Origin of the sequence: Shinella sp. (assembly GCF_052438155.1) — a bacterium.
Classification (GTDB): domain Bacteria; phylum Pseudomonadota; class Alphaproteobacteria; order Rhizobiales; family Rhizobiaceae; genus Shinella.
In genome coordinates, this window is the sequence record NZ_JBQVPI010000003.1 from 122,230 (window position 1) to 145,737 (window position 23,508).

Here is a 23,508-nt window from a genome sequence, read left to right on the forward strand (position 1 = left end):
ATGAAACCAGAGCTTCGCGTACAATTCCTCGAAGGCATGAGCCGCGCGGCGACGTTCGTCGCTGTCGTGACCACCGACGGCGAGGCGGGGCGCTTCGGCGTGACGATCAGCTCGCTCACCTCGGTTTCTGCCGATGGCGACCATCCCTCGCTGCTCGCGTGCCTGCACCATATGAGCCCGGTCGCCACGGCGATCCTGAAAAACCGCGCCTTCTGCGCCAATCTCCTGCATGAGGACCAGCATCCGGTGTCCGATCTCTTCGCCGGTCGGCTTTCGGCGGGCGAACATGCGGAGCGCTTCGAGCGCACGCCCTGGTCATCAGGAAAGCTTGGGCAGCCCGCACTGGAAGGCGCGACGGCAAGCTTCCAGTGCCAAGTCGCAACCTCTGTGCTCTGGGAAACGCATCACATCATTATCGGGCGTGTCATGGACGTCCGCTTGTCGGAAAACCCGGCCTCTCTGCTCTACGGCCATCGCGCCTATCACCGGGCCGTTCAACTGTCGTAGCGCACAACAAAAACGAAAAGGGCTGCGGATGCCGGCGGGGTGAGCCGGCGAATTGGGGAACGAAAACTGGAGAGACCAATGACTGACGTGACAATAGCGGGGGCAAACCAACTCCGCAGAAATTCGCTGGGCCTGATCGCCGTGACCTTCATGGTGATCTCGGCCGCAGCACCGCTTACGGGCGTCGCCGGCGCCGTGCCGATTTCCTTCCTGCTCGGAAACGGCACGGGCATTCCGGCAACATTTTTGTTGATGACGCTGATCATGCTGGCTTTTTCGGCCGGCTACGTGGCGATGTCGCGCCACGTCACGAATGCCGGCGCCTTCTACGCCTATGCGGCACGCGGCCTCGGCGGGCGCATGGCCGGCGCCGTCGCCATCATTGCGCTGGTGGCCTATAACGCCATGCAGTTCGGCCTGATCGGCCTGCTGGGCGGCATTGCAAGCGGCGTCTTCGCCGGCTTCGGCATCGACCTGCCGTGGTACCTGTGGAGCCTCATCGCCATAGCCCTCGTCGGTATCCTGGGCTACCGTCAGGTTGATCTCTCCGCCAAGGTCATGATCGTGCTGGTCGTGCTCGAATATCTGATCGTGCTGCTGGTCGATTTCGCCATTCTGGCAAAGGGTGGGGCAGGTGGCCTCTCCTTCAATTTCTTCGACACGACGGCCATGTTCTCCGGTTCACTCACCGCCGCCGTGCTGTTCTGCCTCGGCTCGTTCATCGGCTTCGAGGCGACGACAATCTATGCCGAGGAGGCGCGCGACCCGGAAAGGACCATTCCGCGGGCAACCTATCTGTCCGTGCTGATGATCGGTCTGTTCTTCGTCTTCACGACATGGCTGATGATCGTCGGCGTCGGCGCCGACAAGCTTGTGCCGACGATCGGCGCGCTGCCCGACCCGACCTCGTTCTTCTTCGATCTTGCCGGCACCTATGTTGGCGGGCCGGTTCCGGCCATTGCTGGCCTGCTGCTCGTCTCGAGCCTGTTTGCCGCGATCAGCGCCTTCCACAACTACATCGCCCGCTACAGCTACGTGGCCGGCCGCGAAGGCCTGCTGCCGTCCGCCTTCGGTCGCACCCACGATGCGCATCAGAGCCCGCATGTCGGGTCCGTCGTGCAGACGGTGATGGCGCTTGTCGTGCTTGCGGTCTTCGCCGGCCTCGGCCTCGATCCGGTGCTCAACATGTTCACCTGGATCAGCCAGGTCGGCACGCTCGGCGTGCTCGGCATGATGACCATCACGTCGCTCTCCGTCATCGTCTTCTTCCGCAAGACGCCCGGCACGCATCCACCCCTGACGACGCTCGTCCTGCCGGCCGTGTCGGGCCTCATCATGGCGGCGCTGTTCGTCTATATCTTCATCAACTTCGGCGACCTCACCCAGACGGCTGGCGGCACGCTCGGCATCATCCTGCCAGCGCTGATCCCGGTTGCCGGCCTTATCGGTTTCGCGATGGCAAGCAGGCTCAAGGCCACGAACCCGGCTGCCTATGCCCGCATGGGGCAGAACCGCGCCGGCTAGAAACAGGCGTTACCCTTGCGTGGTTGGTCTGTTCCAGAGACCGGCCACGTCAGGCCGCGATGGAGGCTTGCGCGGTTTGCGCCGTATGCGCCAGACCGCGCGTCGCTTCGACACATTCCGTCGCCGCATACCAGTAGCGCTCATTGAGCTCGATGTTGAACAGGGTGCCTTCGGGGAACCTGCATTCGGCCATCAGGGCTTGCCAGGGAATGTCGCCCCACCCGACCGGCAGGTGGAGATCGCCGTGGCCGTAGGCCAGGCGTTCGCCTTCGGTATACATCCATATGTCGTCCTGACGGCCGAAACTGTCATGGACATGCAGGTGCTTGGCATAGGGCGCCAGGGCGGCGATCTCATCCACGAAACGATCCCGGTCACCGTCGAAGTCGAGCTTGAGATAGGAGTGGCTGAAATCGATGGTTGCCATGACGTGCCGATGCGCAATGGTGGCAAGTTCTTTCGCCAGGCGCCGCGGCGACGAGGCGTAGCCATCTCCCTTGTAGTCGGCAAACAGCGTTTCCACGCACAGGATCAGGCCGTGTTGCCGCGCCATATCCCCGGCCCGTGAAAGCGCTTCGCGCTGCCGGTCGTAGGCAGCTTCCGTGCCCGCGGCCTGCTGGCGCGGTGCGAGCCCGGAATGCATGACGTAGTGCTCCGCGCCGATTTCCGCGGCGACTTCCAGCGATGCTTCCAGCACCTCGAAATGGCGTGGCAAGCGCCAGGCCTCGTCCATGAAGTTGATGGCGAGCGGGCCATGCACCGAATAGAGCACGCCGCGGCCGCGGCATGCGTCGAGCAGCCTTGCGAGCTGGGGGCGACGGACCCGCCCGCCGACGACGACATCGAGGTCGAAGGTGGGAATCTCGATCGAGTCCACGCCAAGCGCTTCGATCATGTCGAGTTCCGCCCCGAAGTCCGAAAGATCATGCGCCCTCTTGTGCGCGGAAATACCGATGCCTTTGACGCCATTGGAAAACATGACAGCGAACCTCATTGATGACTTGGGCATGAACCTGCCCGGATGCCCCTCCCGCTAGTCAGCGAATGTGTCAGTCAGCCGACAGACGGATGACCGTTCGATGAAGTTTGCCTTCGCGCCGTGCCAGGTGGGGCGGAAGCTGCTTCTGGCGCGGAATCCTTCGCATACCTGTCACAGACCAGCCCTATGAGCGGTGCCCTGACGGCGGCCGATAGTGGCGCCGAAAAGGAGAACCTTTCGATGACCCACGTTAGTCGACGCATCCTGATGAAGGGCACCATGGCGGCGGCCGGCCTTGCCCTGGCAGCACCGTTTGTCTCCCGCACGGGATTTGCCGCCGGTTCGCCCGGCTCGGTCAATATCTTCGCCTGGGCCGGCTACATTTCCGACGAGATGCTGGCTGCGTTCGAGAAGGACACGGGCATCAAGCCGGTCTACACGCCCTATGGCACAAACGACGAATTGCTCAACCAGATGCGCGCCAGCAACGGCTCGGGCTACGACGTCATCTGGCCGGCCGTCGACCGCGTGCCGAACTATGTCGAATTCGGCCTCATCCAGCCGATCGACGAAAAGAAGGTCCTGTGGGATCGCGTGCTGGCAAGCGCCCTCAAAGGTTCGGAAACGCTGGGCGCCGTGATCGACGGAAAACGCTACCAGGTGCCGACTGACTGGGGCACGGAAGCAATCACCTTCGACAAGAACACCACGCCACTGGAATACGGCACCGCCTCGTATGGCGATATCTGGAAGCCGGAAATGGCCGGCAAGGCAACCGTTCGCGGCCATTCCGGTCTCGTCGGTCTCGGCCTCTGGCTGGAGACGCAGGGCAAGCTGCCGAAGCCGATGCGCGACAGCTTCAAGGATGAAGCGACGATGCGGGCGAACTACGACGCCATCCTCGCCGAAGCCATCAAGAACAAGGGCAACATCGCGCAGTTCTGGTCGAATGAAAACGAAGCGCAGGGCGCTTTCCGCGCAAACGGCGTGACGATCGGCCAGACCTGGGATTCGTCCGCTGCCGGTCTCGCCAAGGAAGGTCTGCCGGTTGGCTTCGTGGCCCCGAAGGAAGGCGCACTGACCTGGATGGAGGGTGTTTCCATTCCCGTTGGCGCCGCCAATGTCGAACAGGCCTATGCCTTCCTGAACTGGGTGCTGACGCCGGAAGCCGGCGCGCTTTATGCCAACCACACCTCGATCAACACGACGGCGGTCGGCGCGGAAAAGTTCCTTTCCGAAGCGTCGCAGAAGTTCTTCGCCGCCGCCTATCCGGGCGACGCGCTCGAAAAGCTGTGGTGGTGGCCGGTTCAGGAAAACTGGTTCGTCGCCCTGCGCAACGAGTACCAGGACAAGTTCCTCTCGGCTTAAGCCCGTCTGTGGACATTGGGCGGCGGGACAGGATCCCGCCGCCGCTCTTTTTCAAGGAAGTCCTGCATGTCCCGTTCTGTCGAACTGATCGATGTCGAAATGACCTTCGGCAAGGCCCGCGCGGTCGAGAAACTCTCCGTTGCCATAGAGGGCGGCGAGTTCTTTTCGATCCTTGGCCCTTCCGGCTGCGGCAAGACGACCATCCTGCGACTGATTGCCGGCTTCATGCAGCCCACGGGCGGCCGGATCCTGATCGGTGGGCGTGACATGGTCGGCATCGGCGCCGACCAGCGGCCGACCTCGATGATCTTCCAGTCGCTGGCGCTCTTTCCCCTCATGCCGGTGTGGGAGAACATCGCTTTTGGCCTGGAAGTGCGCGGTGTGCGCAAGGCCGAACGGCGAAAGCGTGCAGAGGAGCTGCTCGAACTCATTGCCCTGCCGGGCTATGGCGAGCGCATGGTGCATGAACTCTCGGGTGGGCAGAAGCAGCGCGTTGCAATCGCCCGCGCGCTGGCTGTCGAACCCCAGGTGCTGCTGCTCGACGAGCCGCTTTCGGCACTCGACCTGAAATTGCGCCAGCACATGCGCGCAGAATTGCGCAGCCTGCAGAAGCGCACCGGCGTCACCTTCATCTATATCACCCACGACCAGTCCGAGGCGCTTGCCATGTCGGATCGTGTCGCGGTGATGAGTGCCGGCGTCTTGCAGCAGGTTGCGCCGCCGCTCGAACTCTACACCAATCCGGCGACGTCCTTCGTCGCGCGGTTCGTTGGGGAAACCAATGAGTTCCCCGGCCGCGTTGAGCGCCTCGCCGATGGCATGGCCGCAATCGAGACCGCCCATGGCCTATTCACGGGGCGCAGCAGCGTCGGACTCAAGGTCGGCGACCAGGCAGTCGTCTATGTACGGCCCGAAGCGATCTCGCTTTCGGCGGGGGCCGATGCCAATGGCCTGCACGCCGTTGCCGAGCAGCTCGAATTCGAAGGTGCGACCGCCATGCTGCACGCCAAGACCGACGGCGGATACCGGCTGGCGGCGGCATTGCCGCACCATCGGCTTGCCGAGGCACCGACGGCCGGAACCAATGTGCGGCTGTCCTTTGCCGCTTCGCAGGCGCTGGTCCTGGCCCATGCATAGCCTGTTTCAGCGATTTGGCGTCGGCCTCGGCAGCGTGATCCTGATCTGTGTCGCAACCTGGTTGCTAGGCATGGTTCTGGCGCCTAACCTTATGATGCTGGATTTCTCGTTGCGGCCCAACCTGATGCCAGCGCAGATCGGCGGCCCGGACGATCGCTACACGCTGGTCAATTTTACCGCGCTTTTTTCCGATCCCGTTCACAGGGGCATCTTCCTGAAGACCATCTGGGCGAGCGCGCTCGTCATGGCGGCGACCTTCGTCGTCACCTATCCCATGGCCTACTGGCTGGCCAAGGTTGCCCAGCGCAAGGCCGTCGCCTTCGTGACGGTCGCGCTGATCATCCCGTTCTGGATCAACGAGGTGCTGCGGACACTGGCCTGGTACATCCTTCTCGCCTTCAACGGGCCGCTCAATGTCGTGCTCACGTCGCTCGGCGTAATCGACGCGCCGGTGCGCTGGTTCGGCGATGTCGGGGTGCTGGCGGGCATGGTCTATGCCTACATCCTGTTCATGCTGTTTCCGGTCTACAATTCCATCAGCACGCTGGATTCGGCGCAGGTCGAGGCGGCCCGCAATCTTGGCGCCTCGACACTCCAGATCCATCGCAGAATCGTCATCCCGCATGCCAAGGCGGGCATCGCGACGGGCTGCGTCTTCACCTTCATGCTGGCGGCCGGAAGCTACGTGGCGCCGGCGCTTCTCGGCGCGCCGGGTAGCCGGTGGTTCACGGAGATCATCTACAACTGGTTCTTTGAAGGCGGCAATTGGAACCGTGGTGCTGCCTATGCGCTGGTTCTTCTCGCGCTTTGCATGGCTGTCGTGATGGCCGCGCTCAGGATTTTCCGGGTCAACCTCGCGGATGTGGCAAAATGACTGTTTCCTATAAGGCCACCGCGGGTGCAGCACCCTCGACGAGCGGGTTGGCGGCCCTCGCAAGCGTCCTGCCAAAGGTGATCTTCGCCATCTACATGGTGCTGTTCTTCGCCTATCTGTTCCTGCCGCTGCTGGTGATGGCGGCGGCGACGTTCAACACCAGCAAGTTCCCGACGGTCGCACCCTGGCTTGGGACGACGCTCGATTGGTTTTCGGCGCTGTGGGCGGATAGCGCCATGTGGCAGGCTCTCCGGTTGTCCATTCTCATCAGCCTGGGCGTGATTGCCATTTCCCTGCCCGTCGGAACTGCGGCGGCCCTTTTCCTCAACAGCCTTCAGGACCGCTCGCGAAGCCTCTTCTATGCCGTGATGGTCTCGCCGCTCCTCACACCTGGCGTTGCCATCGGCATCGCGACGCTGGTGCTCTGGCGCCAGGTCGGGGTCGGCGGCGGCACGGCGCTGATCATCCTGGCGCAATCGAGTTTTATTTCCGCTTATGTGATGCTCATGGTCGCCGCCCGCATGCAGCGCTTCGACCGAACGTTGGAGGACGCTGCCGTGGATCTCGGCGCATCCCGCATCGTGGTCTTTCGCCGCATATTGTTGCCCTATCTCAAGCCGTCGCTTCTGGCCGCGACCTGCATCGCCTTCCTGCAATCCTTCGAGAACTACAACACCACGCTTTTCGTGCGCGGCACCGAGACGCCTTTGACGGTCTACATCGCGACGAAGGTGCGCACCGGGCTGACACCCGCGGTCAACGCTCTCGGGCTCGTGCTCATCGCTGCGACGGTCCTCGCGGCGGTTGCCTATGAGCTTGCACGAAGACGGCAGTCGAGCGCATCCCGGGCTTGAGACCCGCTCGACGGATTTAACACGACCCGCTGTGGAAGGTCAGCCGCTCGCCGCCAGATGCGTGAGGAGTTGCTGGGCGGCTGGATCTAGCGGTCGCGTTTCCTGGAAACACAAGAGAAGCCGCCGCGCCGCCCAGCGATCGCTCAGCCGCACGCAAGCGATCGGCAGGCTGCGGCGGCAACGCCGGGCGGCGACCTCCGGAACGATGCCGAAGCCGACGCCCGCAGCCACCTGCCGGCAGATCCCTTCGAAGGTGCGCAGGCGCACGCGTGGGTGAAGCTTTTGCCCAATACGCAGAGCTTGCTGGTCGATATGATCCTGCAGAGCACCCGCGAAGCCGACATAGTCTTCGCCGAGCATGTCAGGGAAGGCGATCTGCTTTTGCAGCGCCAGCGGATGGTCCCGCGGCAGCACGACGACGAGGCGATCCACGGCAAAGGGCAGGGTGGCAAGTGGGGCCGTATCAACGGCGTCGGAGACGATGCCAAATGCCGCGGCCCCGCGAGCGACCGTGGCAATCGTCTCGCGGCTCGGCCGCTCGGCAAGATCGACATCGACCTGTCGGTGGGCCGCTAACCATGGCGCGAGGCGTTCCGGCAGGAACTCGGTGATGGCGGCCGTATTGGCCAGGATGCGGATCGACGATCGCAGGCCCCGAGCGTGTTCGGACATTTCGACATGCATGGTGCCGACCTGGTGCAGGACGAGGCGGGCGTGATGCGCAAGCGTGTCACCGGCACGGGTGGGCGTCACGCCGCGGCGTCCGCGTTCGAGAAGCTGCACGCCACCGGACGCTTCCATGTCGCGCAGCCGTTCACTGGCCGCGGCCACGGACAGGTTTGCTGTCTGGGCGCCATGCGTGATGCTGCCGGCCTCCACGATAGCCAGAAAGAGACGCAGGTCGGCAAGGTCGAAGCGCATTTTCAGGGCGTAACACAAATCAGCTTTCGGATAAACCGAAGGCTGGTGCTGGATCTTCCTGCTTGTGACGGGCCCCGGCAGGCCGTTAGCTCCCGGCATGGATCAGAATGACATCGTCATCATCATCGCAACCTTCTTTCTTGCCGGCATCGTCAAAGGCATCACCGGCATGGGCCTGCCGACCGTCGCCATGGGCGTGCTGGGGGCGGTTCTGTCGCCGCTGACGGCCGCGACATTGCTGCTCGTGCCTTCCTTCGTCACCAATGTCTGGCAATTGCTGACCGGCCCTCGCTTCAAACCACTCCTGCGACGGCTGTGGCCGATGATGGCCGCGGTGATTGTCGGCACCTTCGCCGATTCGACGCTGCTTGCGAGCGGTGCTTCCGGTCGCACCACGGTCGTGCTTGGCCTCACCCTCGTCGCCTATGCCGCCTATTATACGCTTTGCGCAGCTCCAAGGCGTATACCGGCGTCCTGGCAGCCCGTCGCATCGCTTTTAGTTGGCCTCGTAACGGGTCTGGTGACGGGCGCCACCGGCGTCTTCGTCATTCCAGCCGTGCCCTATCTTCAGGCACTCGACCTGGAAAAGGAAGAGCTGGTCCAGGCGCTCGGGCTGTCCTTTACCGTCTCCACCATCGCCCTTGCCCTGGCGCTCGGATTTCACGGTGCGCTGCCCGCCGAAAACCTGGTTCCTTCACTTCTCGCCGTCGTCCCGGCTCTGATCGGCATGGCGGTCGGGCAGGCGATCCGCCAGCGGATCAGTCCATCGGCCTTCCGGCGTGGTTTCCTCGTCTGCCTGCTGCTGCTTGGATGTGAAATGGCGCTTCGGCCGCTCTTTGCCGGCTGAGGCCTTCGCGACCTCGCGAGCGATCCTCACTCCGGTTTATAACCGTGTCGCGCAAAGAAACGGTCGAGTTCCCGCTGCTGGGGAGCCTGGCCGGTATAGATCGCGATATATTCCGGAATGCGCTTCATGCGGAGCGCGAGATCCTCCGTAGACTGCATGGAGATATATCCGATCTGCACCAGGTAGGTCGTTCGCGCGCGAACGTCCGCTGCCCCGTCATCGTAACCGAACCGCATGAACATGCGGCCGATCGCGTCCATTCTCGTCTGGTCGGCCGCATGGACTTCCGCCTGGATTTCCGGCGATTGCAGCGCCCAGCTGCGGACTGCGAATTCGAGCTGAGAGTCGAACAACTCCTTGTTCAGCCAGCAGTCGAAGACGTTCAGCATCGCTTCGGCGAGCGATTCCGCATAGGCTCCGGCCTGCTTCACAAGGTTTCCGGTGTTCTTCTCCCGCCAGCGCGCAATCAGCGCGCTGAGCAGTTCCTCCCGGTCTTTGAAGAACCAGTAGAAACTGGTCCTGGAGAGATTGAGCCGCTTTGCAAGCGGCAGGATCTTGACCGAATCCACGCCGGAATCGAGCAGGGCGTCGTAGGCCGCGTCCAGCCATGCCTCCTGGGAGCCCCGCCATCCGCTGTCAATCGTCGCTTGTTCCATGGTTGCTTCCTAACAAAACCCTGGCGTCGCCACAAGGGAATGTACAGTAGTGTCGATATTATAAACTACGCCGTTTTCAAATATTGACACTACTGTACATTCCCGCCTACCGTCACGCCAAAATCCCTCGATCCGGAGCCGTCGCATGTCGAACGATCCCCTGCTTCAACCCTACCAGCTGAAGCATCTGACCCTCCGCAACCGCATCATCGTCACGTCGCACGAGCCGGCCTATCCGGAAGATGGCATGCCGAAAGGCCGCTACCGTGCCTATACCGTGGAGCGGGCGAGGGGCGGGGTGGCGCTGACGATGACAGCGGGTTCGGCCGCCGTATCGAAAGACAGCCCGCCGGTCTTCAACAACCTGCTCGCCTACAAGGACGAGATCGTTCCGTGGATCCGGGAGATGACCGACGCCGTGCATGAAGAGGGTGCGGCGATCATGATCCAGCTCACCCATCTCGGCCGCCGTACGCGCTGGGACAAGGGTGACTGGCTGCCCGTCGTCGCGCCGTCGCATCATCGCGAGGCGGCGCACCGGGCGTTTCCCAAGAAGCTGGAAGATTGGGACATCGAGCGCATCATCAAGGATTTTGCCGATGCGGCCGAGCGCATGAAGGCCGGCGGCATGGATGGCGTCGAACTGGAGGCCTATGGCCATCTCATCGACCAGTTCACCTCGCCGCTTACCAACGAGCTCGACGGCCCCTATGGTGGCTCGCTCGACAATCGCATGCGTTTCTGTTTGGACGTGTTCAAGGCGATGCGCAAACGGGTCGGCGACGACTTCATCCTCGGTGTGCGCTACACGGCCGATGAGTGTCTTCCCGGTGGGACCGGAAAGGCCGAAGGCCTGGAAATCTCCCGTCGTCTCAAGGAAAGCGGCCTGATCGACTATCTGAACGTCATCCGCGGCCATATCGATACGGATCCCGGCCTGACCGACGTCATCCCGATCCAGGGCATGGCAAGCGCGCCGCATCTGGACTTTGCCGGCGACATCCGCGCCGCAACCAAGTTCCCGACTTTCCATGCAGCGAAGATCCAGGACGTGGCGACCGCGCGGCACGCCATCGCCGCCGGCAAGGTTGACATGATCGGCATGACGCGGGCCCACATGACCGACCCGCATATCCTGCGCAAGATCATCGAAAAGCGCGAGGACGATATCCGTCCCTGCGTCGGCGCGAACTACTGTCTTGATCGCATCTACCAGGGCGGTCTTGCCTTCTGTATCCACAATGCGGCGACCGGCCGCGAGGAGACGATGCCGCACACGATTGCGAAGGCGGATACGCGCAAGAAGGTGGTGGTCGTCGGGGCCGGTCCGGCGGGCCTCGAGGCGGCGCGCGTCTCCGCCGAGCGCGGGCACGAGGTCGTGGTTTTCGAAGCGGCGAACGATCCCGGCGGCCAGATCCGCCTAACGGTGCAGAGCGAGCGCCGTCGTGAAATGATCGGCATTATCGACTGGCGCATGCGCCAGTGCGAAAAACACGGCGTCACCTTCCGCTTCAACACCTGGGCGGAAGCCAATGCAATCACGGCGGAAAAACCCGATGTTGTCATCATTGCGACGGGTGGTCTGCCGCATACGGATGTGCTCACCAAGGGCAACGAGCTGGTCGTCTCTTCCTGGGATATCATCTCCGGCGACGTGAAGCCGGGCACCAACGTGCTCATCTATGACGATGCTGGCGACCATGCCGGCCTGCAGGCGGCCGAGTTCATCGCCAAGGCGGGCGGCAAGGTCGAGATCATGACGCCGGACCGCGCTTTCGCCCCGGAAGTCATGGCGATGAACCTCGTGCCCTACATGCGTTCGCTGCAGAAGCTCGATACGACCTTCACCGTCACCTACAAGCTGGACGCTGCGGAAAAGAGCGGCAACCAGCTCATCGCCCATGTCGGCAGCGATTATGGCGGCGTCGCCAAACAGCGCGTGGTCGACCAGATCGTCGTCAACCATGGCACCATCCCGCTGGACGACCTCTATTTCGAGCTCAAGCCGGGATCGAGAAACCTCGGCGAGGTTTCCTATGACGAACTGTTGTCCGGCGCGCCGCAGACCGTCGAGCGCAATCCGAACGGCACGTACCAGCTCTACAGGATCGGCGATGCCGTCGCGGCTCGCAACACGCACGCGGCCATCTACGATGCACTGCGCCTTGCCAAGGATCTTTGACGCTGGCGCAATGGGACGCATTGTGATGGCGTCTGCATGTGGCTTTGATTTTCTTGGAGAGGCTGGCCTGTTTCCTATGTGGAGTGGCCCGGCTGGAAAGGTGTTTTCAGTACAAGTCGCCATCGGGCGGCGTAATGATACGCCCACCCTATCAGTGCGGTCATCGACCGCTGGCCACGATGAAATCCGCGACGCGGATTGCCCATCGATGGTTCGCGTCATCGTGTTTGCAAGCGCTATTGCGGCGACTTTATTGGGCCGCGCCGGGATTGGTTGTCAGGCGACGGGCGGTGTCCTCGGCCTTCACCGCCGCAAGCCTCTATACAGGCGAGGCACGACCCAAAGTGACGAAAGAACTCCACACCTGCGATCTGGAGTGAGCCCCTCTTGCGAGAGCCGGAAGGCTGGCATCAAAGGGCGTGGGTGGTCGCGTAGTTCGCGAGGGGATATCCACTACCAGGCGATGTTCCCGCAACCTCTGCCGGGTCAGCGCCGCTCTGTCCCGCGTCGCCTTCAGCAAGGTCGTCGAGGAACGTGTCGCACCAGGTGAACACGTCGTTGGCGCGCAGGACAGTCATCATGCTTTCCCAGCGTTCGCGGCGTTCCTGTAATGGCATGACGAGACTGCGCGCAATGGCCTCGGCCGTACCCTCGACGTCGTAGGGGTTGACGATCACGGCATCCTTCAGCTCCCGTGCAGCGCCGGCAAAACGTGACAGCAGCAGGACGCCGGGGTCGTCCTCGTTCTGCGCTGCGACATATTCCTTGGCGACAAGGTTCATGCCGTCGCGCAGAGGCGTCACCAGCGCGAGCTTGGCCATGCGGTAGAGCCCCGCCAAAGCGGGCCGACGCAGGGATCGGTTGATGTAGCGGATCGGCACCCAGTCCACGGTTCCAAGTGCGCCGTTCACCCGGCCGGCCTGTTCCGCCAGGGCGCGCTGCATGGCTTCGTATTCCGGCACCTCGGAACGCGATTTCGGCGTGATCTGCAGCAGCGTCACCTTGCGCTGGCTGTCCTCGTTGCGGGTGAGGAAGGTCTCGAAGGCATCGATGCGCTGGGTGATGCCCTTGGAATAGTCGAGCCGGTCGACGCCGATGATCAGATCCTTGCCGTCGAGGCTCTGCAACATGCGCTTGTGCAGCGTGGTTTCCGCCGCCCGCTTTGCCAGCCCGGAAAATTCGGCCGTATCGATGCCGATCGGATAGGATTTTGTGATGAAGGTCCGTTCGCCGACGACGAAGCGGGTCGCGTCCAGTCGGTCGCCGATGCCCTGGCGTGCGAGGCAGTCGGCGAAATTTTCCCGGTCATGATCAGTCTGGAAGCCGATCACATCATAGGCGGTGAGGCCGTTCAACAACTCGTCGTGCACAGGCATGGTGAGGAACACGTCCGCGGCGGGCCAGGGGATGTGCAGGAAGAAGCCGATCCGGTTTTTCACGCCCAGCCGGCGCAGTTCCGCTGCGAGTGGGATGAGATGATAGTCGTGAATCCAGATGAGGTCGTCTTCTTCGATCAACGGCAGAAGACGGCTTGCGAAAAAGCGGTTCACGCGGAAGTAGCCGGCCATTTCCCGTCTACCATATTCGGCAAGATCCAGCCGATAGTGGCAGATCGGCCAAAGCACGCGGTTGGCAAAGCCCTGATAGTATTCCTCTACATCGAGCTCGGTCAGATCCGTCAGCGCGTATTCGATATTGCCATCCTTCATCGTTTTCAGTGGCCCTACTGCGTCCTCCGCGCAGGATTGACCGGACCAGCCGAGCCACAAGCCCCCGCGCGCCTTGAGCGCGGATTGAAGGGCGACCGCCAGGCCGCCGGCAGAGGCAGTGCCGCGTTTGTCAGGAACGGGAACGCGATTGGAAACGATGATGAGACGACTCATGAACTTAGGACACCAGATCGATGGGCACTTCGACCCCGCAACGGAAACCTTCACGAGAGGAGCAGGCGGCATGCCGGCAGGAAGGAAGGATCGGCGGAAGCGAACATTACCGTGGAATTTATTTTGCGACGCAGCATAAACACGCCCGGGCCAGGAATGTTCCGAGATCTGTTGATATCGGCATCCACGGTTCGACTCTTGCAATGGTCCGCTTCGGAATGTGCGAGGGAAACAAGCGGTCTGTCCGGTGCGTGCGCCGGAGGGCAGTAAAAGATTCGCCAGCAGGTGAGCCACCTGAACCCATGTTCCGTGTCTTCACCTGGCGTAAACGAGGGCACGGGTCAAATGTTGTGAAAAATGAATGCACGGCTGTGCAAAGATTGATTGACAGTACCCGCAGTGAATGATTGAGTGCACGCATAGCCAGTTGCGAATAGGAGGAAATTTCGCAATTTCGGCATGGAATGTGCAGTTGCCGATGAGGATCGGCAGGGGGAGGGATACTTGCACGGCATTGCGAAAAATAGTGAAAGCGCACGAGGCGGCCGCCATGGTTTCGTCTGATGCGCTTTTGACGCCGGCGCCCGTTGGCGGCGCGCACCGGCGTTACAGGTTGCGGCTGGCCTTGCGCGAGCCGACGACCATGATCGCGATCCTGATGGCGGCGCTTTTCGCCTATCTCATCGTCGTGCCGATCCTGTCCATTCTGGCGGATGCGGCGACCGTGCAGTTCGGCGACGAGCGGCGCACGGGCGGCGGAGTGGGTGGCTTCACGTCCTACTATCTCTACCGCGCCTTCGCCTCGCCGATCGCCCACGATCTCTTCTGGGAACCGCTTCTAAACACGCTGAAAGTGGCCTTCGGCGCGATTGCCATCTCGCTTCCGGTCGGCGGTGTGCTTGCCTGGCTGATCGCCCGCACCGACATGTTCGGCCGCCGTTGGTTCGCGACCGCGCTGATCGTGCCCTATATGTTGCCGGCCTGGACCTTCGCGCTTGCCTGGAGCACGCTCTTCAAGAACCGCACCGTCGGCGGCCAGCCGGGCTGGTTCGAGGCGATCGGGCTGACGCCGCCGGACTGGCTCGCCTATGGCCAGGTGCCGATCACCATCATTCTCGCGCTGCACTACACGCCCTTCGTCATCCTGCTTTTCGGCTCGGCGTTGCGGCGCTTCGACAGCCAGTTGGAGGATTCCGCGCGTATTCTCGGTGCGCCTGGCTGGGTCGTCGCCGTGCAGATCATCCTGCCGCTGATGCGCCCGGCGCTGCTCTCGGCCGTGCTGCTCATCTTCGCGAAATGCCTCGGCGAGTTCGGTGTGCCCTATGTGCTCGGCCTGCCGGTGAAATTCGACGTGCTGGCGACCTCGCTCTACCGCTCCATCGGTTCGCGCCAGACGGGCGTGGCCGGCGTGCTGGCCGGCGCGATCATGCTGATCGGCGTGCTCGCCATCATGGTCGATGCCTATCTAGCCCGCGAAGCACGCCGCTTCGTCACCGTCGGCTCGAAGGGTTCGATGAGCCGGCTGTCGCGGCTGAAGGGTCTGCGCTGGCCCGCCACCGGCTTTGCCGGCGTCGTCTTCATGCTCTCGGTCGGCCTGCCGCTGCTGACGCTTGCGCTCTCGACCGTGATGCACCAGCCGGGCAGTTTTGCCCTCTCCAACTTCACGCTCGACTACTGGATCGGCCAGGACCTGCCGACGGTCGCCATGCGCACCGGTATCCTGTTCAGCCCCGATCTCTGGCAGGCGGCGTACAACACGATCACGATCGTCGGCATCGCCTCCATCTGCTCGGGCATCCTCGGCGTGCTCACCGGCTATGTCGTGGTGCGCACCACCATCCGTCCGCTGGCGATCTTCCTGCGGCAGGTGACGTTCATGCCCTACCTCGTGCCGGGCATCGCCTTTGCCGCCGCCTATCTCTCGCTCTTCGCCGTGCAGCGCGGACCGATCCCCGGCCTCTATGGCACGACGCTGATCCTCATTCTCGCGCTAATGGCGGACCAGATGCCCTATGCATCGCGCGCCGGCATCTCTGCGATGATGCAGCTCGGCAAGGAACCGGAAGAGGCAGCGCAGATCATCGGTGCAGGCTGGTTCCGGCGCATGACGTCCATCGTCATCCCGATCCAGAAGGGCTCGCTCGTCACCGGCATTCTCCTGCCCTTCATTTCGGGCATCAAGGGGCTCAGCCTCTTCGTCATCCTCGCCGTGCCCGCCACGGATGTGCTGACGACCTTCTCGCTGCGCCTTGTCGACTACAACTACACCCAGGCCGCAAACGCCGTGGTGCTGATCATCGCCGGCCTTGCCTATGGCGGCACAGTGCTCGCCCAGCGGCTGACCCGCACCAACCTTGCCGAGGGACTTGGAACCTGATGCCCGATATCGTTCTCAGCAACGTCCAGAAATCCTATGGCGGCGGTTCGCCCAATGCCGTCAGCGATCTCGATCTTCACATCCACGACGGCGAGTTCATGTGCCTGCTCGGCCCCTCCGGCTGCGGCAAGACGACGACATTGCGCATGATCGCCGGTCTCGAAAACCTGACGGACGGCGAAATCCGCGTCGGCGAGACGGTGATCGACAGCCCCGCGCGCGGCGCCTTCGTCGGCCCGGAAAAACGCGGTATGGGCCTGGTTTTCCAGTCCTATGCACTCTGGCCGCACCTCACCATCGAGCGCAACACCGACTTCGGCCTGCGTCTGCGCAAGGTGCCGAAGGCCGAGCGTGAGGCGCGGGTGGAAAAGGTGATGAAGGCGCTCGATATCGAGAAATACCGCCATCGTTTTCCCTCACAGCTATCCGGCGGCCAGCAGCAGCGCGTGGCGCTTGCCCGCATGCTGGCGGTCAATCCGGGCGTGCTTCTGCTCGACGAGCCGCTCTCCAACCTCGATGCGCGCCTGCGCCTCGAAATGCGGGCCGAGCTGAAGCGCATCCACGCGGAGTTCCGCACCACCATCGTCTTCGTTACCCATGACCAGTGGGAGGCGATGACGCTCGCAACCTCGATTGCGGTGATGAACGAGGGCCGCCTCCAGCAACTGGGTACGCCGAACGACATCTACGACCGGCCGGCCAACCGCTTCGTCGCCGAATTCGTCGGCAGCCCGCCGATCAACATTCTCGAAACGGCGACCGCCCACGCGCTGGACCGCGCCGCATCGCATTGGCTCGCCGGTCGTCTCGGCGAGAGCGCCGGGGTCGGCTCGGTGGGTTTCCGTCCGGAAGCTCTCCAGATCGCGCGCTCGGAGGCTGCTGTTCCCGGCGGCAGCTTCCGCCATGCGGCCGAAGTCACAGGCATCCTGCCGACCGGCGGAAGCTGGATCATCGAACTCAAGGTCGATGGCCGCGCACTGTTTGCCACCACCACGGAAAGCCCGGTGCTGCGCGGCGGGGAACGGGTGTGGATGCATGTGCGCCCGACGGCCGTGCATGTCTTCGATGCGGCAGGTCTTCGGATTGCCGGGGCCGACGATGTGCTGGCGCGTGCCGCCTGAACATAAGGCAAGTGAAACTGAACCCTTGTCGCATCCGATGGGAAGAGACGGATGGGGCGCAATCTCGAAGGAGGAGAACATGAGGAAATACGGTTTATTGGCAGGAGTCGTGTTGGCGGCTGCGATGGGCGGCGGGGCACTCGCCGAGGATTTCAACCTCGACGCGCTCATCGAGGCGGCGAAGAAGGAACCGCCGCTGTCGGTCTATGACAGCACCGGCAAGATCGTCGACATGGTCGAGGCCTTCAATGCCAAATACGGCCTGAAGGCGGAGGGGGCGAAGTCCAAGGCGACGGCGCAGCTCGAAACGATCATCCGCGAGTCGCAGTCGGGCAATATCCAGACGGATGTCTCGTTCATCTCGGATCCGTCCGCCGTGATCGGCCAGCTGATGCCGGCCGGCTTCGTGGAGAACTGGGTGCCGCCGGATCTTGCCAAGGACATCTCGTCCGAGGCGCAGAACCCGCTGCTCATCGTCTCGAGCCCGAACATCCTCGCCTACAACACAAAGCTTTACGACAAGTGCCCGATCACCAATATCTGGCAGCTCACCGAGGCGGAGTGGAAGGGCAAGGTCTCGATGCAGGACCCGCTCGGCAAGCCGTCCTATACCGACTGGTTCAACCAGATGCGCAGCCGCATCGACGACAAGATCGCTGCCGCCTATGAGAAGCAGTACGGCAAGAAGCTGGAAACCGATCTCGGCAGCGCGACGGAAGCCTTTGTCGCGGCCCTTGCCGCCAACGGCCCGCTCCTGACGGATTCCGACTCCGCCGCCGCCGAGGCCATCGCCGCGCCCGGCCAGAGCGAGCCCTTCGTCGGCCTCGTCTCCTCCGCCAAGTTCCGCGACAATGCCGGCAAGGGCTTTACGCTCGGCCTTTGCGCCGGGGTGGATCCGATCATCGGCTTCTCCAATGCGACGGTCGGCGTCATCGTGAAAGGCAGCGACAGCCCGAACACGGCAAAGCTCTTCGTGCGCTATGCCATGACCGCCGAGGGCATCGCCCCGCAGGCCGACGACGGCAAGCTTTCCTCCAACAGCACCGTGGGCCTGCCGGCCGACGAGCCGTCCGGCATCGGCAAGCACCTTGACGCGATGCTCACCTACAACCCCGCAACGGGCCTGGAAGACTGGGACAGCCGTCAGGACTGGCAGGATTTCTGGCGGATTCACTACAAGCGCTAAACGAAGACGGACGGGCCGGCTCTCGGCCCGTCCACCCATGATGCGAGTTTTCTGATGACCGATCCGCTGCTTCGTACCGCCATCGCCGCCGCCCTCCTGCCCGCGCCCGCCCTTCTGGCGGCGTTCCGGCAAGGCATGGCGGTAGACTACAAGCGCGACCGCCACGATCCCGTGACGGAGCACGACCGGCGAGCGGAAGCCGTGATCCGCGACCTGATCTTTCGGGAGGTGCCCGATTCCACCTTCATGGGGGAAGAAGGCGGCACGACCGGCATTGGACGCGTCAAATGGTTCGTCGATCCGATCGACGGCACGTCGAATTTTGCCGCGGGCATCGCCTTCTGGTGCACCTCGGTCGGAGCGGTCGTCGATGACGTGGTCGTCGCGGCGGCCATTCATGATCCGGTTTCGGGGGCGATCTTCTCCGCCTCCGGCGCCGGCGCCTGGCTGAACGACCAGCCATTGGCGCCGGCGCACGCTGCCACCGAGCCGCACGCGACGCTGATCACCGGCTATCCCGTGGCGCGGGATTTCGCGCTGGACGGCCGGGATGTCGCGCTCGGCCGCTTCGGTCGGCTGGTCGAAACCGTGGCGACGGTGCGCCGGCCCGGTAGTGCTGCGCTCTCCATCGCCCATGTCGCGGCAGGCTGGGCGGATGCGGCGCTCGGCTTTAGCGTCAATCCCTGGGATGTGACGGCGGCGAGCCTCATCCTGGAGCAGTCGGGCGGGCGTTACCTGCCGCTGCCGCTCGGTAAATGTGCCGCGGATGCGCCGGCCCATATGCATCCCGGATATGTCGCCCTGCGGCGCGGCGCGGACTACCCGACGGTGGTTGCCATTGCCGAAGAAATTTCCGCTGAACGGAGCCAGAGAATGAACAGGATTTTTGAAACGGAAGGACTGCGTGCATGAACATTGGCAATGAGGCGATCGATCGCCGGGAGGCGTTCCTTGCGGAGCTGGTGCGCGAGGCGGCAGAACTGGCGCATGCCGGCTTTGCGCGCCAGGCGGGCCAGGCGGTCAGCATGAAGGGCCCGCAGGATTACCTGACGGAAACCGACGGGCAGGTGGAAAACCATGTTCGCGCCCGCATTGCGGACGTGTTCCCCGAAGACGGGTTCCTCGGCGAAGAGGGCGGTGGTGAGCCGGGTGTTCAGGCCTGGGTGGTTGATCCCATCGACGGCACCGCCAATTTCGCCCGCGCGATCCCGCATTTCTGTGTTGCCATCGCCTTCGTCGCCAATGGTGAGGTGCAGCTTGGCGCCATCGTCAATCCTGTGCTGGGCGAGGTCTATCTCGCGCGGCGCGGCCGGGGGGCGAGTCTCAACGGCAAGCCGATCCGCGTTTCCGCCACCACGGACATTGCCGCCACTTCCTTCGAGATGGGCTGGTCGAACCGCCGTCCACTCGCCCGCTACATCACTGCCGTCAACGCCCTGTTCGAAGCCGGCAGCAATGTGCGGCGCGGCGCCTGCGGGGCGCTCGGCCTTGCCTATGTTGCCGATGGGCGCAGCGACGGGTATGCGGAGCTGCACATGAATTCCTGGGATTGCCTTGCTGGCCTTCTGCTCGTGCACGAGGCCGGTGGTGTCACGGGGCCGTTCCTATCACTCGGCGGCCTCGTCGCGGGTGCGCCAGTGCTTGCCGCGGCGCCTGGCGTCGCCAAAACCCTGTCGGACGCGACGGGCATTCCGCTTCTTGCCGGGCCGGACCTGCTCGCCCCGGCGGACGAAGACCATCGGAGAACCGCATGACCGAAAAACCCAGCCGCCACTATGACCGTCCACCGATCAGCCGCGTCTATGAAAACCTGCCGGGTTTCGGCGTCGATCTCTTCGTCGGCGGTCGCGAGGGCGCGTCGGACGTGCCGCTCCTGCGCGAAAACGGCATTTCCACGGTGCTGAACTGCGCGGTGAACCTCGATTTCAACTATGTCGCAGCACCCGACGAAGTCTCGCATGACAGCCGCGTCGGCTATGGCCCGGCGCCCATCCGCTACTACAAGCTCGGCATCGTCGATGGTCCCGGCAATCCCGACACCATGTTCCTCGCCGGCTACTATCAGCTGCTCGGCGCATTGCAGCAGGTGCTGCCGGAAAAGCCGAGCTATCCGATGCGCGAGCGTGGCAACGTGCTGGTGAACTGCCGTGCCGGGCGCTCCCGTTCAGTTATCCTCGCCGCCTTGCTGCTGCACCTGCAGGTTCCGAAGGAATTCCCGACGCTCGCATCCGCCGTCGACCATATTCGTGAAAAGCGCGAACTGCGCCCCGACGAATGGCACGAGACGCCGAAGCCGATGCTGATTGCGGCGGCCGAGAGTGCTGCGGGCTGGGTGCGCATTGTCGAGGCCGATCGCGCGCGCTCCGGCGCTCCGGTGAAGGTTTCCGCATGATCCGCATCGCCGTCATTGCCGACCCCCATGTGCACGACTGCACCTGGGTGCCGGATGGTTTTGGCCTCGAAGGTGCCGTGCGCAGCTTTGCCGAGACCGCCGCCTCGACCCGTATCTTCAACGAGAGCGTGCCTGCCTTCCGCGCCGCGCTCGACTGCGCGGTGGAGGCTGGTGCGGCGGTCGTGCTGCTTGTCGGCGACCTCACCGACGATGGCCAGCGGCCGAACATTCTGGCGGCGCTGTCGATCATCGAGGAATACCGCGAGCGCCACGGCATCCGCGTGCTGATGACACCCGGCAACCACGATTTCTACGCCCTTGCCGGCCGGCCGCAGGACAAGAGTTTCCTTGCGCCGGACGGCTCGCCGGTCATGGTGAAAAGCGCCGACTGCCCCGAGGCCGCGACGCTTGGAACGGGTGAGGCGCTTGCCATGCTTTCCAGCCTCGGCTTCGAACCGGAGGAGGGCGATCTCCACTGGGAAAGTCCCTTCGGTACCGATCCCGACTGGTCGGCGCGCAGCTACACGGTGGTGAGCCCGGACGGCGGCACCCATTGCCGGATGATCGACGCTTCCTATCTCGTCGAGCCTATCGATGGGCTCTGGGTACTCGCCATCGATGCCAATGTCTGCGTGCCGCGCGACGGCACCAGCGATTTCGCCGATCCCGCGCAGTTCCACGATCCGACCGATGGCGGCTGGCGGGCCGTGCTGCACCATCGCGCCCATCTGTTCCCCTGGATGGCGGACGTGGCGGCGCGGGCGAAGGCAGCGGGCAAACATCTCGTTGCCTTCTCGCATTATCCGGCGCTCGATCCACTCGGCGGCGCCTCGACCGAGGAGGTCGCACTGTTCGGCGCGACCGGCCTTGCGCGTCGCGCGCCCACCATCGCAGTGGCCGATGCGTTCGCCGCAACGGGTGTACCGCTTCATTTGTCCGGCCACCTGCACGTCAACGATACCGCCCGCCACGAAACGGCGCACGGACGCTTCGCCAATATCGCCGTCCCGTCGCCGGTCGGCTATGGACCGGGCCTCAAGATCATCGACCTTCATGCCGATCGCATCGAGATCCGTACGCTGCCCTTGCGGCAGGTACCAGATCACGACGCGGTGTTTGCCGCCTATCAGGCGGAGGCGCGAAAAGCGGGTACGCCCGATCCCTCGGCAAGTTTTGCGCCCGATCACGGCCAGTTCCTCAGCCGCCATCTTGTCAATCTCGTGCATGGCCGTTATCTGGCGCGCGAATGGCCGCAGGACATGGTGGATTTCGTGGCCGGAGCCTCGGTGGCGGATCTGATGCGGCATCTCGACCTCGATGCCCGTGACGCCCCGGACTTGCCGCTGGCGGCGCTGGTCGAGGATTGGTACAGGCTGCGCAAGGCCGGCGAACTCAGCCACGAGGATATCGCACCCGACCGGCTAGCCTTCTACCGACGCCTATCGGCACAAGCGCCGACGCTTGAGGGCGACAGCCTAGCGGCACGCTTCGCCACGCTCCTGCGTATGATGTGCGCCTACCTCCATCGTCACCCAAACCGCGATTTCTCGCTCAGCCGGCCGGGTCTGGCGGTCACGCCGCTCTAGGGGCGCACGCTCTTGCGCCAGGCAACCTGTGTCGGCAGGCGTTTCAGGGGAGCGGGTTCGGGTTCGTCCTTCTCGATGATGCTGGCGATATGATCGGCAATGGCGCCGATCGGCTGGCGGAAGGTCGTAAGGTTGTAGGCAAGCCAGCTCGCCTCCGGAATGTCGTCGAAGCCGACGACGCAGAGTTCATCCGGGATAGCCAGGCGGAACTCCTGCCGTGCCACATCCATGAAGCCGAGCGCCAGGAGGTCGGTGACGCAGAAGACGCCGTCCGGCCGGTTGGAGGCGCCAAGGAGCTGGCGCGCGCCTTCCGCGCCCGTCGCATAACCGGTCGGTCCGGCGCGGCTGACCTGCGCCGTCAGGCCCAGTTCCGCAGCGGCGGCGACGAAGGATTGCTCGCGCGCCATGATGCTGGACGTGCCGGCGGTGGAGCTGACCACGGCCAGGTTCCGGCAGCCGGCCCGGTGCAGCAACAGGCAGGCCTCGCGCGCCGCATTCTCATTCTCGACCAGCACGAATTCCGGGCCGATGATGGCATCGTCGCGGTTGATGAGGATGACGCGCTGGCCGTTCTCGATGCAGGTTTCGATCAGCGAGGCGGGCGGCGCGCCGGAAACGACGACGGTTGCCTCGGCGCGGTAGTTCAACGTCTGGCGCAGTGCCGCCTCGACATTCTCCGGCTGGCCGGCCGTGTTCAGCACCATCACGACCTTGCCGATCGCCTGGAGCTTCCGCGTCGTGGTTTCCACCACATTGGCCTGGAACGGTGCCTGCATCTCGGCGACGATTAGGCAGACGATGCCCGAGCGATGGTGGATCAGCCCGCGTGCCAGATGGTTGACGTGGTAGCCGAGCTTTTCCGCTGCCGCGAGCACCTTGGTTCGTGTCGTCGGCGAGACGCTCGCCCCATCGGTGAAGGTGCGCGACACCGCCGAACGCGAAACGCCGGCAAGTTCCGCCACCCGGATGGCGCTGACCGAGGATTTTTTTGGTTTGGCCTTCGTTATTACCAAGTCTTGCTTCCCCGCGCTGTTCTGGTTTGCACAGGTTTGAACCATTTTTGCCAGAATGTGCAAGGCCATGAGCAGTTTCTGCGAAAAATGACGCCTTGTGT

General features: G+C 63.6%; 20 protein-coding genes. 15 read left to right on the forward strand and 5 right to left on the reverse strand.

Annotated elements, in window-relative coordinates; translation table 11 throughout:
- Both ACT6VE_RS07570 and ACT6VE_RS07575 read left to right on the forward strand, forming a co-directional pair.
- Positions 1-507 carry a flavin reductase family protein gene (locus ACT6VE_RS07570; protein WP_444797997.1) on the forward strand — a complete coding sequence of 169 codons (507 nt, stop codon included), beginning with the start codon at positions 1-3 and terminating at the stop codon, positions 505-507.
- A 78-nt stretch (positions 508-585) separates the two neighbouring features.
- Positions 586-2,031: an APC family permease gene (locus ACT6VE_RS07575; protein ID WP_444797998.1), complete on the forward strand. Its 1,446-nt coding sequence runs from the start codon at positions 586-588 to the stop codon at positions 2,029-2,031.
- A gap of 49 nt (positions 2,032-2,080) precedes the next feature.
- Here ACT6VE_RS07575 and ACT6VE_RS07580 read toward each other — a convergent pair whose 3' ends face one another.
- The gene (locus ACT6VE_RS07580) at positions 2,081-3,010 is read right to left on the reverse strand and encodes a sugar phosphate isomerase/epimerase family protein (RefSeq protein WP_444797999.1); all 930 of its coding nucleotides are present in this window, start codon (positions 3,008-3,010) and stop codon (positions 2,081-2,083) included.
- 240 nt (positions 3,011-3,250) lie between these two features.
- Here ACT6VE_RS07580 and ACT6VE_RS07585 point away from each other — a divergent pair, with 240 nt between their 5' ends.
- The 4 genes from ACT6VE_RS07585 (at position 3,251) to ACT6VE_RS07600 (ending at position 7,243) form a co-directional block, all read left to right on the forward strand.
- Positions 3,251-4,378, forward strand: coding sequence for an extracellular solute-binding protein (locus tag ACT6VE_RS07585; protein WP_444798000.1), 1,128 nt, complete (start codon positions 3,251-3,253; stop codon positions 4,376-4,378).
- 66 nt (positions 4,379-4,444) lie between these two features.
- Positions 4,445-5,515: an ABC transporter ATP-binding protein gene (locus ACT6VE_RS07590; RefSeq protein ID WP_444798001.1), complete on the forward strand. Its 1,071-nt coding sequence runs from the start codon at positions 4,445-4,447 to the stop codon at positions 5,513-5,515.
- Positions 5,508-6,389 carry an ABC transporter permease gene (locus ACT6VE_RS07595; RefSeq protein WP_444798002.1) on the forward strand — a complete coding sequence of 294 codons (882 nt, stop codon included), beginning with the start codon at positions 5,508-5,510 and terminating at the stop codon, positions 6,387-6,389. Before ACT6VE_RS07590 ends, ACT6VE_RS07595 begins: the two co-directional genes overlap by 8 nt.
- Positions 6,386-7,243, forward strand: coding sequence for an ABC transporter permease (locus ACT6VE_RS07600; RefSeq protein ID WP_444798003.1), 858 nt, complete (start codon positions 6,386-6,388; stop codon positions 7,241-7,243). The genes ACT6VE_RS07595 and ACT6VE_RS07600 overlap by 4 nt, the downstream gene beginning before the upstream one ends.
- A 39-nt stretch (positions 7,244-7,282) precedes the next feature.
- Here the strand turns inward: ACT6VE_RS07600 and ACT6VE_RS07605 are convergent, their stop codons facing one another.
- On the reverse strand, positions 7,283-8,164 hold the full coding sequence (locus ACT6VE_RS07605; RefSeq protein WP_444798260.1) for a LysR family transcriptional regulator: 882 nt from the start codon (positions 8,162-8,164) through the stop codon (positions 7,283-7,285).
- A 97-nt stretch (positions 8,165-8,261) separates the two neighbouring features.
- On the opposite strand from ACT6VE_RS07605, the gene ACT6VE_RS07610 reads away from it, so the two are divergent.
- Positions 8,262-9,011 (forward strand): sulfite exporter TauE/SafE family protein, encoded by a 750-nt coding sequence (locus tag ACT6VE_RS07610; RefSeq protein ID WP_444798004.1) that lies wholly within the window; start codon positions 8,262-8,264, stop codon positions 9,009-9,011.
- A gap of 26 nt (positions 9,012-9,037) precedes the next feature.
- Here the strand turns inward: ACT6VE_RS07610 and ACT6VE_RS07615 are convergent, their stop codons facing one another.
- Positions 9,038-9,667: a TetR/AcrR family transcriptional regulator gene (locus ACT6VE_RS07615; protein WP_444798005.1), complete on the reverse strand. Its 630-nt coding sequence runs from the start codon at positions 9,665-9,667 to the stop codon at positions 9,038-9,040.
- A 145-nt stretch (positions 9,668-9,812) separates the two neighbouring features.
- On the opposite strand from ACT6VE_RS07615, the gene ACT6VE_RS07620 reads away from it, so the two are divergent.
- Positions 9,813-11,849 (forward strand): oxidoreductase, encoded by a 2,037-nt coding sequence (locus ACT6VE_RS07620; protein WP_444798006.1) that lies wholly within the window; start codon positions 9,813-9,815, stop codon positions 11,847-11,849.
- A 410-nt stretch (positions 11,850-12,259) separates the two neighbouring features.
- On the opposite strand, the gene otsA is transcribed toward ACT6VE_RS07620, so the two are convergent.
- The gene (otsA, locus tag ACT6VE_RS07625) at positions 12,260-13,732 is read right to left on the reverse strand and encodes an alpha,alpha-trehalose-phosphate synthase (UDP-forming) (RefSeq protein ID WP_444798007.1); all 1,473 of its coding nucleotides are present in this window, start codon (positions 13,730-13,732) and stop codon (positions 12,260-12,262) included.
- Between the two features lie 550 nt (positions 13,733-14,282).
- Between otsA and ACT6VE_RS07630 the strand changes: the two genes are divergently transcribed.
- The 7 genes from ACT6VE_RS07630 to ACT6VE_RS07660 all read left to right on the forward strand — a co-directional run bounded on the left by ACT6VE_RS07630 (position 14,283) and on the right by ACT6VE_RS07660 (position 22,394).
- Positions 14,283-16,109, forward strand: coding sequence for an ABC transporter permease (locus tag ACT6VE_RS07630; protein WP_444798008.1), 1,827 nt, complete (start codon positions 14,283-14,285; stop codon positions 16,107-16,109).
- Positions 16,109-17,230 carry an ABC transporter ATP-binding protein gene (locus tag ACT6VE_RS07635; protein WP_444798009.1) on the forward strand — a complete coding sequence of 374 codons (1,122 nt, stop codon included), beginning with the start codon at positions 16,109-16,111 and terminating at the stop codon, positions 17,228-17,230. The genes ACT6VE_RS07630 and ACT6VE_RS07635 overlap by 1 nt, the downstream gene beginning before the upstream one ends.
- Positions 17,231-17,309: 79 nt before the next feature.
- Positions 17,310-18,416 carry an ABC transporter substrate-binding protein gene (locus ACT6VE_RS07640; RefSeq protein ID WP_444798010.1) on the forward strand — a complete coding sequence of 369 codons (1,107 nt, stop codon included), beginning with the start codon at positions 17,310-17,312 and terminating at the stop codon, positions 18,414-18,416.
- 54 nt (positions 18,417-18,470) lie between these two features.
- The gene (locus ACT6VE_RS07645) at positions 18,471-19,328 is read left to right on the forward strand and encodes an inositol monophosphatase family protein (protein ID WP_444798011.1); all 858 of its coding nucleotides are present in this window, start codon (positions 18,471-18,473) and stop codon (positions 19,326-19,328) included.
- Positions 19,325-20,170 carry an inositol monophosphatase family protein gene (locus tag ACT6VE_RS07650; RefSeq protein ID WP_444798012.1) on the forward strand — a complete coding sequence of 282 codons (846 nt, stop codon included), beginning with the start codon at positions 19,325-19,327 and terminating at the stop codon, positions 20,168-20,170. The genes ACT6VE_RS07645 and ACT6VE_RS07650 overlap by 4 nt, the downstream gene beginning before the upstream one ends.
- Positions 20,167-20,808, forward strand: coding sequence for a dual specificity protein phosphatase family protein (locus ACT6VE_RS07655; RefSeq protein WP_444798013.1), 642 nt, complete (start codon positions 20,167-20,169; stop codon positions 20,806-20,808). The genes ACT6VE_RS07650 and ACT6VE_RS07655 overlap by 4 nt, the downstream gene beginning before the upstream one ends.
- Complete coding sequence (locus ACT6VE_RS07660; protein ID WP_444798014.1) at positions 20,805-22,394, forward strand: metallophosphoesterase family protein; 1,590 nt, start codon at positions 20,805-20,807, stop codon at positions 22,392-22,394. Before ACT6VE_RS07655 ends, ACT6VE_RS07660 begins: the two co-directional genes overlap by 4 nt.
- Here the strand turns inward: ACT6VE_RS07660 and ACT6VE_RS07665 are convergent.
- Positions 22,391-23,401, reverse strand: a complete 1,011-nt coding sequence (locus ACT6VE_RS07665; RefSeq protein WP_444798261.1) for a LacI family DNA-binding transcriptional regulator — start codon at positions 23,399-23,401, stop codon at positions 22,391-22,393. The two genes, ACT6VE_RS07660 and ACT6VE_RS07665, sit on opposite strands and share 4 nt — an antisense overlap.
- Positions 23,402-23,508 lie beyond the last annotated feature (107 nt).

Coding starts and splice junctions, on each gene's coding strand:
- ACT6VE_RS07615 (WP_444798005.1), bottom strand. CDS start 9,667: ATGGAACAAGCGACGATTGACAGCGGATGGCGGGGCTCCCAGGAGGCA.
- ACT6VE_RS07570 (WP_444797997.1), top strand. CDS start 1: ATGAAACCAGAGCTTCGCGTACAATTCCTCGAAGGCATGAGCCGCGCG.
- ACT6VE_RS07640 (WP_444798010.1), top strand. CDS start 17,310: ATGAGGAAATACGGTTTATTGGCAGGAGTCGTGTTGGCGGCTGCGATG.
- ACT6VE_RS07595 (WP_444798002.1), top strand. CDS start 5,508: ATGCATAGCCTGTTTCAGCGATTTGGCGTCGGCCTCGGCAGCGTGATC.
- ACT6VE_RS07660 (WP_444798014.1), top strand. CDS start 20,805: ATGATCCGCATCGCCGTCATTGCCGACCCCCATGTGCACGACTGCACC.
- ACT6VE_RS07575 (WP_444797998.1), top strand. CDS start 586: ATGACTGACGTGACAATAGCGGGGGCAAACCAACTCCGCAGAAATTCG.
- ACT6VE_RS07610 (WP_444798004.1), top strand. CDS start 8,262: ATGGATCAGAATGACATCGTCATCATCATCGCAACCTTCTTTCTTGCC.
- ACT6VE_RS07630 (WP_444798008.1), top strand. CDS start 14,283: ATGGTTTCGTCTGATGCGCTTTTGACGCCGGCGCCCGTTGGCGGCGCG.
- ACT6VE_RS07600 (WP_444798003.1), top strand. CDS start 6,386: ATGACTGTTTCCTATAAGGCCACCGCGGGTGCAGCACCCTCGACGAGC.
- ACT6VE_RS07655 (WP_444798013.1), top strand. CDS start 20,167: ATGACCGAAAAACCCAGCCGCCACTATGACCGTCCACCGATCAGCCGC.
- ACT6VE_RS07620 (WP_444798006.1), top strand. CDS start 9,813: ATGTCGAACGATCCCCTGCTTCAACCCTACCAGCTGAAGCATCTGACC.
- ACT6VE_RS07645 (WP_444798011.1), top strand. CDS start 18,471: ATGACCGATCCGCTGCTTCGTACCGCCATCGCCGCCGCCCTCCTGCCC.
- ACT6VE_RS07590 (WP_444798001.1), top strand. CDS start 4,445: ATGTCCCGTTCTGTCGAACTGATCGATGTCGAAATGACCTTCGGCAAG.
- ACT6VE_RS07585 (WP_444798000.1), top strand. CDS start 3,251: ATGACCCACGTTAGTCGACGCATCCTGATGAAGGGCACCATGGCGGCG.
- ACT6VE_RS07580 (WP_444797999.1), bottom strand. CDS start 3,010: ATGTTTTCCAATGGCGTCAAAGGCATCGGTATTTCCGCGCACAAGAGG.
- ACT6VE_RS07605 (WP_444798260.1), bottom strand. CDS start 8,164: ATGCGCTTCGACCTTGCCGACCTGCGTCTCTTTCTGGCTATCGTGGAG.
- otsA (WP_444798007.1), bottom strand. CDS start 13,732: ATGAGTCGTCTCATCATCGTTTCCAATCGCGTTCCCGTTCCTGACAAA.
- ACT6VE_RS07635 (WP_444798009.1), top strand. CDS start 16,109: ATGCCCGATATCGTTCTCAGCAACGTCCAGAAATCCTATGGCGGCGGT.
- ACT6VE_RS07650 (WP_444798012.1), top strand. CDS start 19,325: ATGAACATTGGCAATGAGGCGATCGATCGCCGGGAGGCGTTCCTTGCG.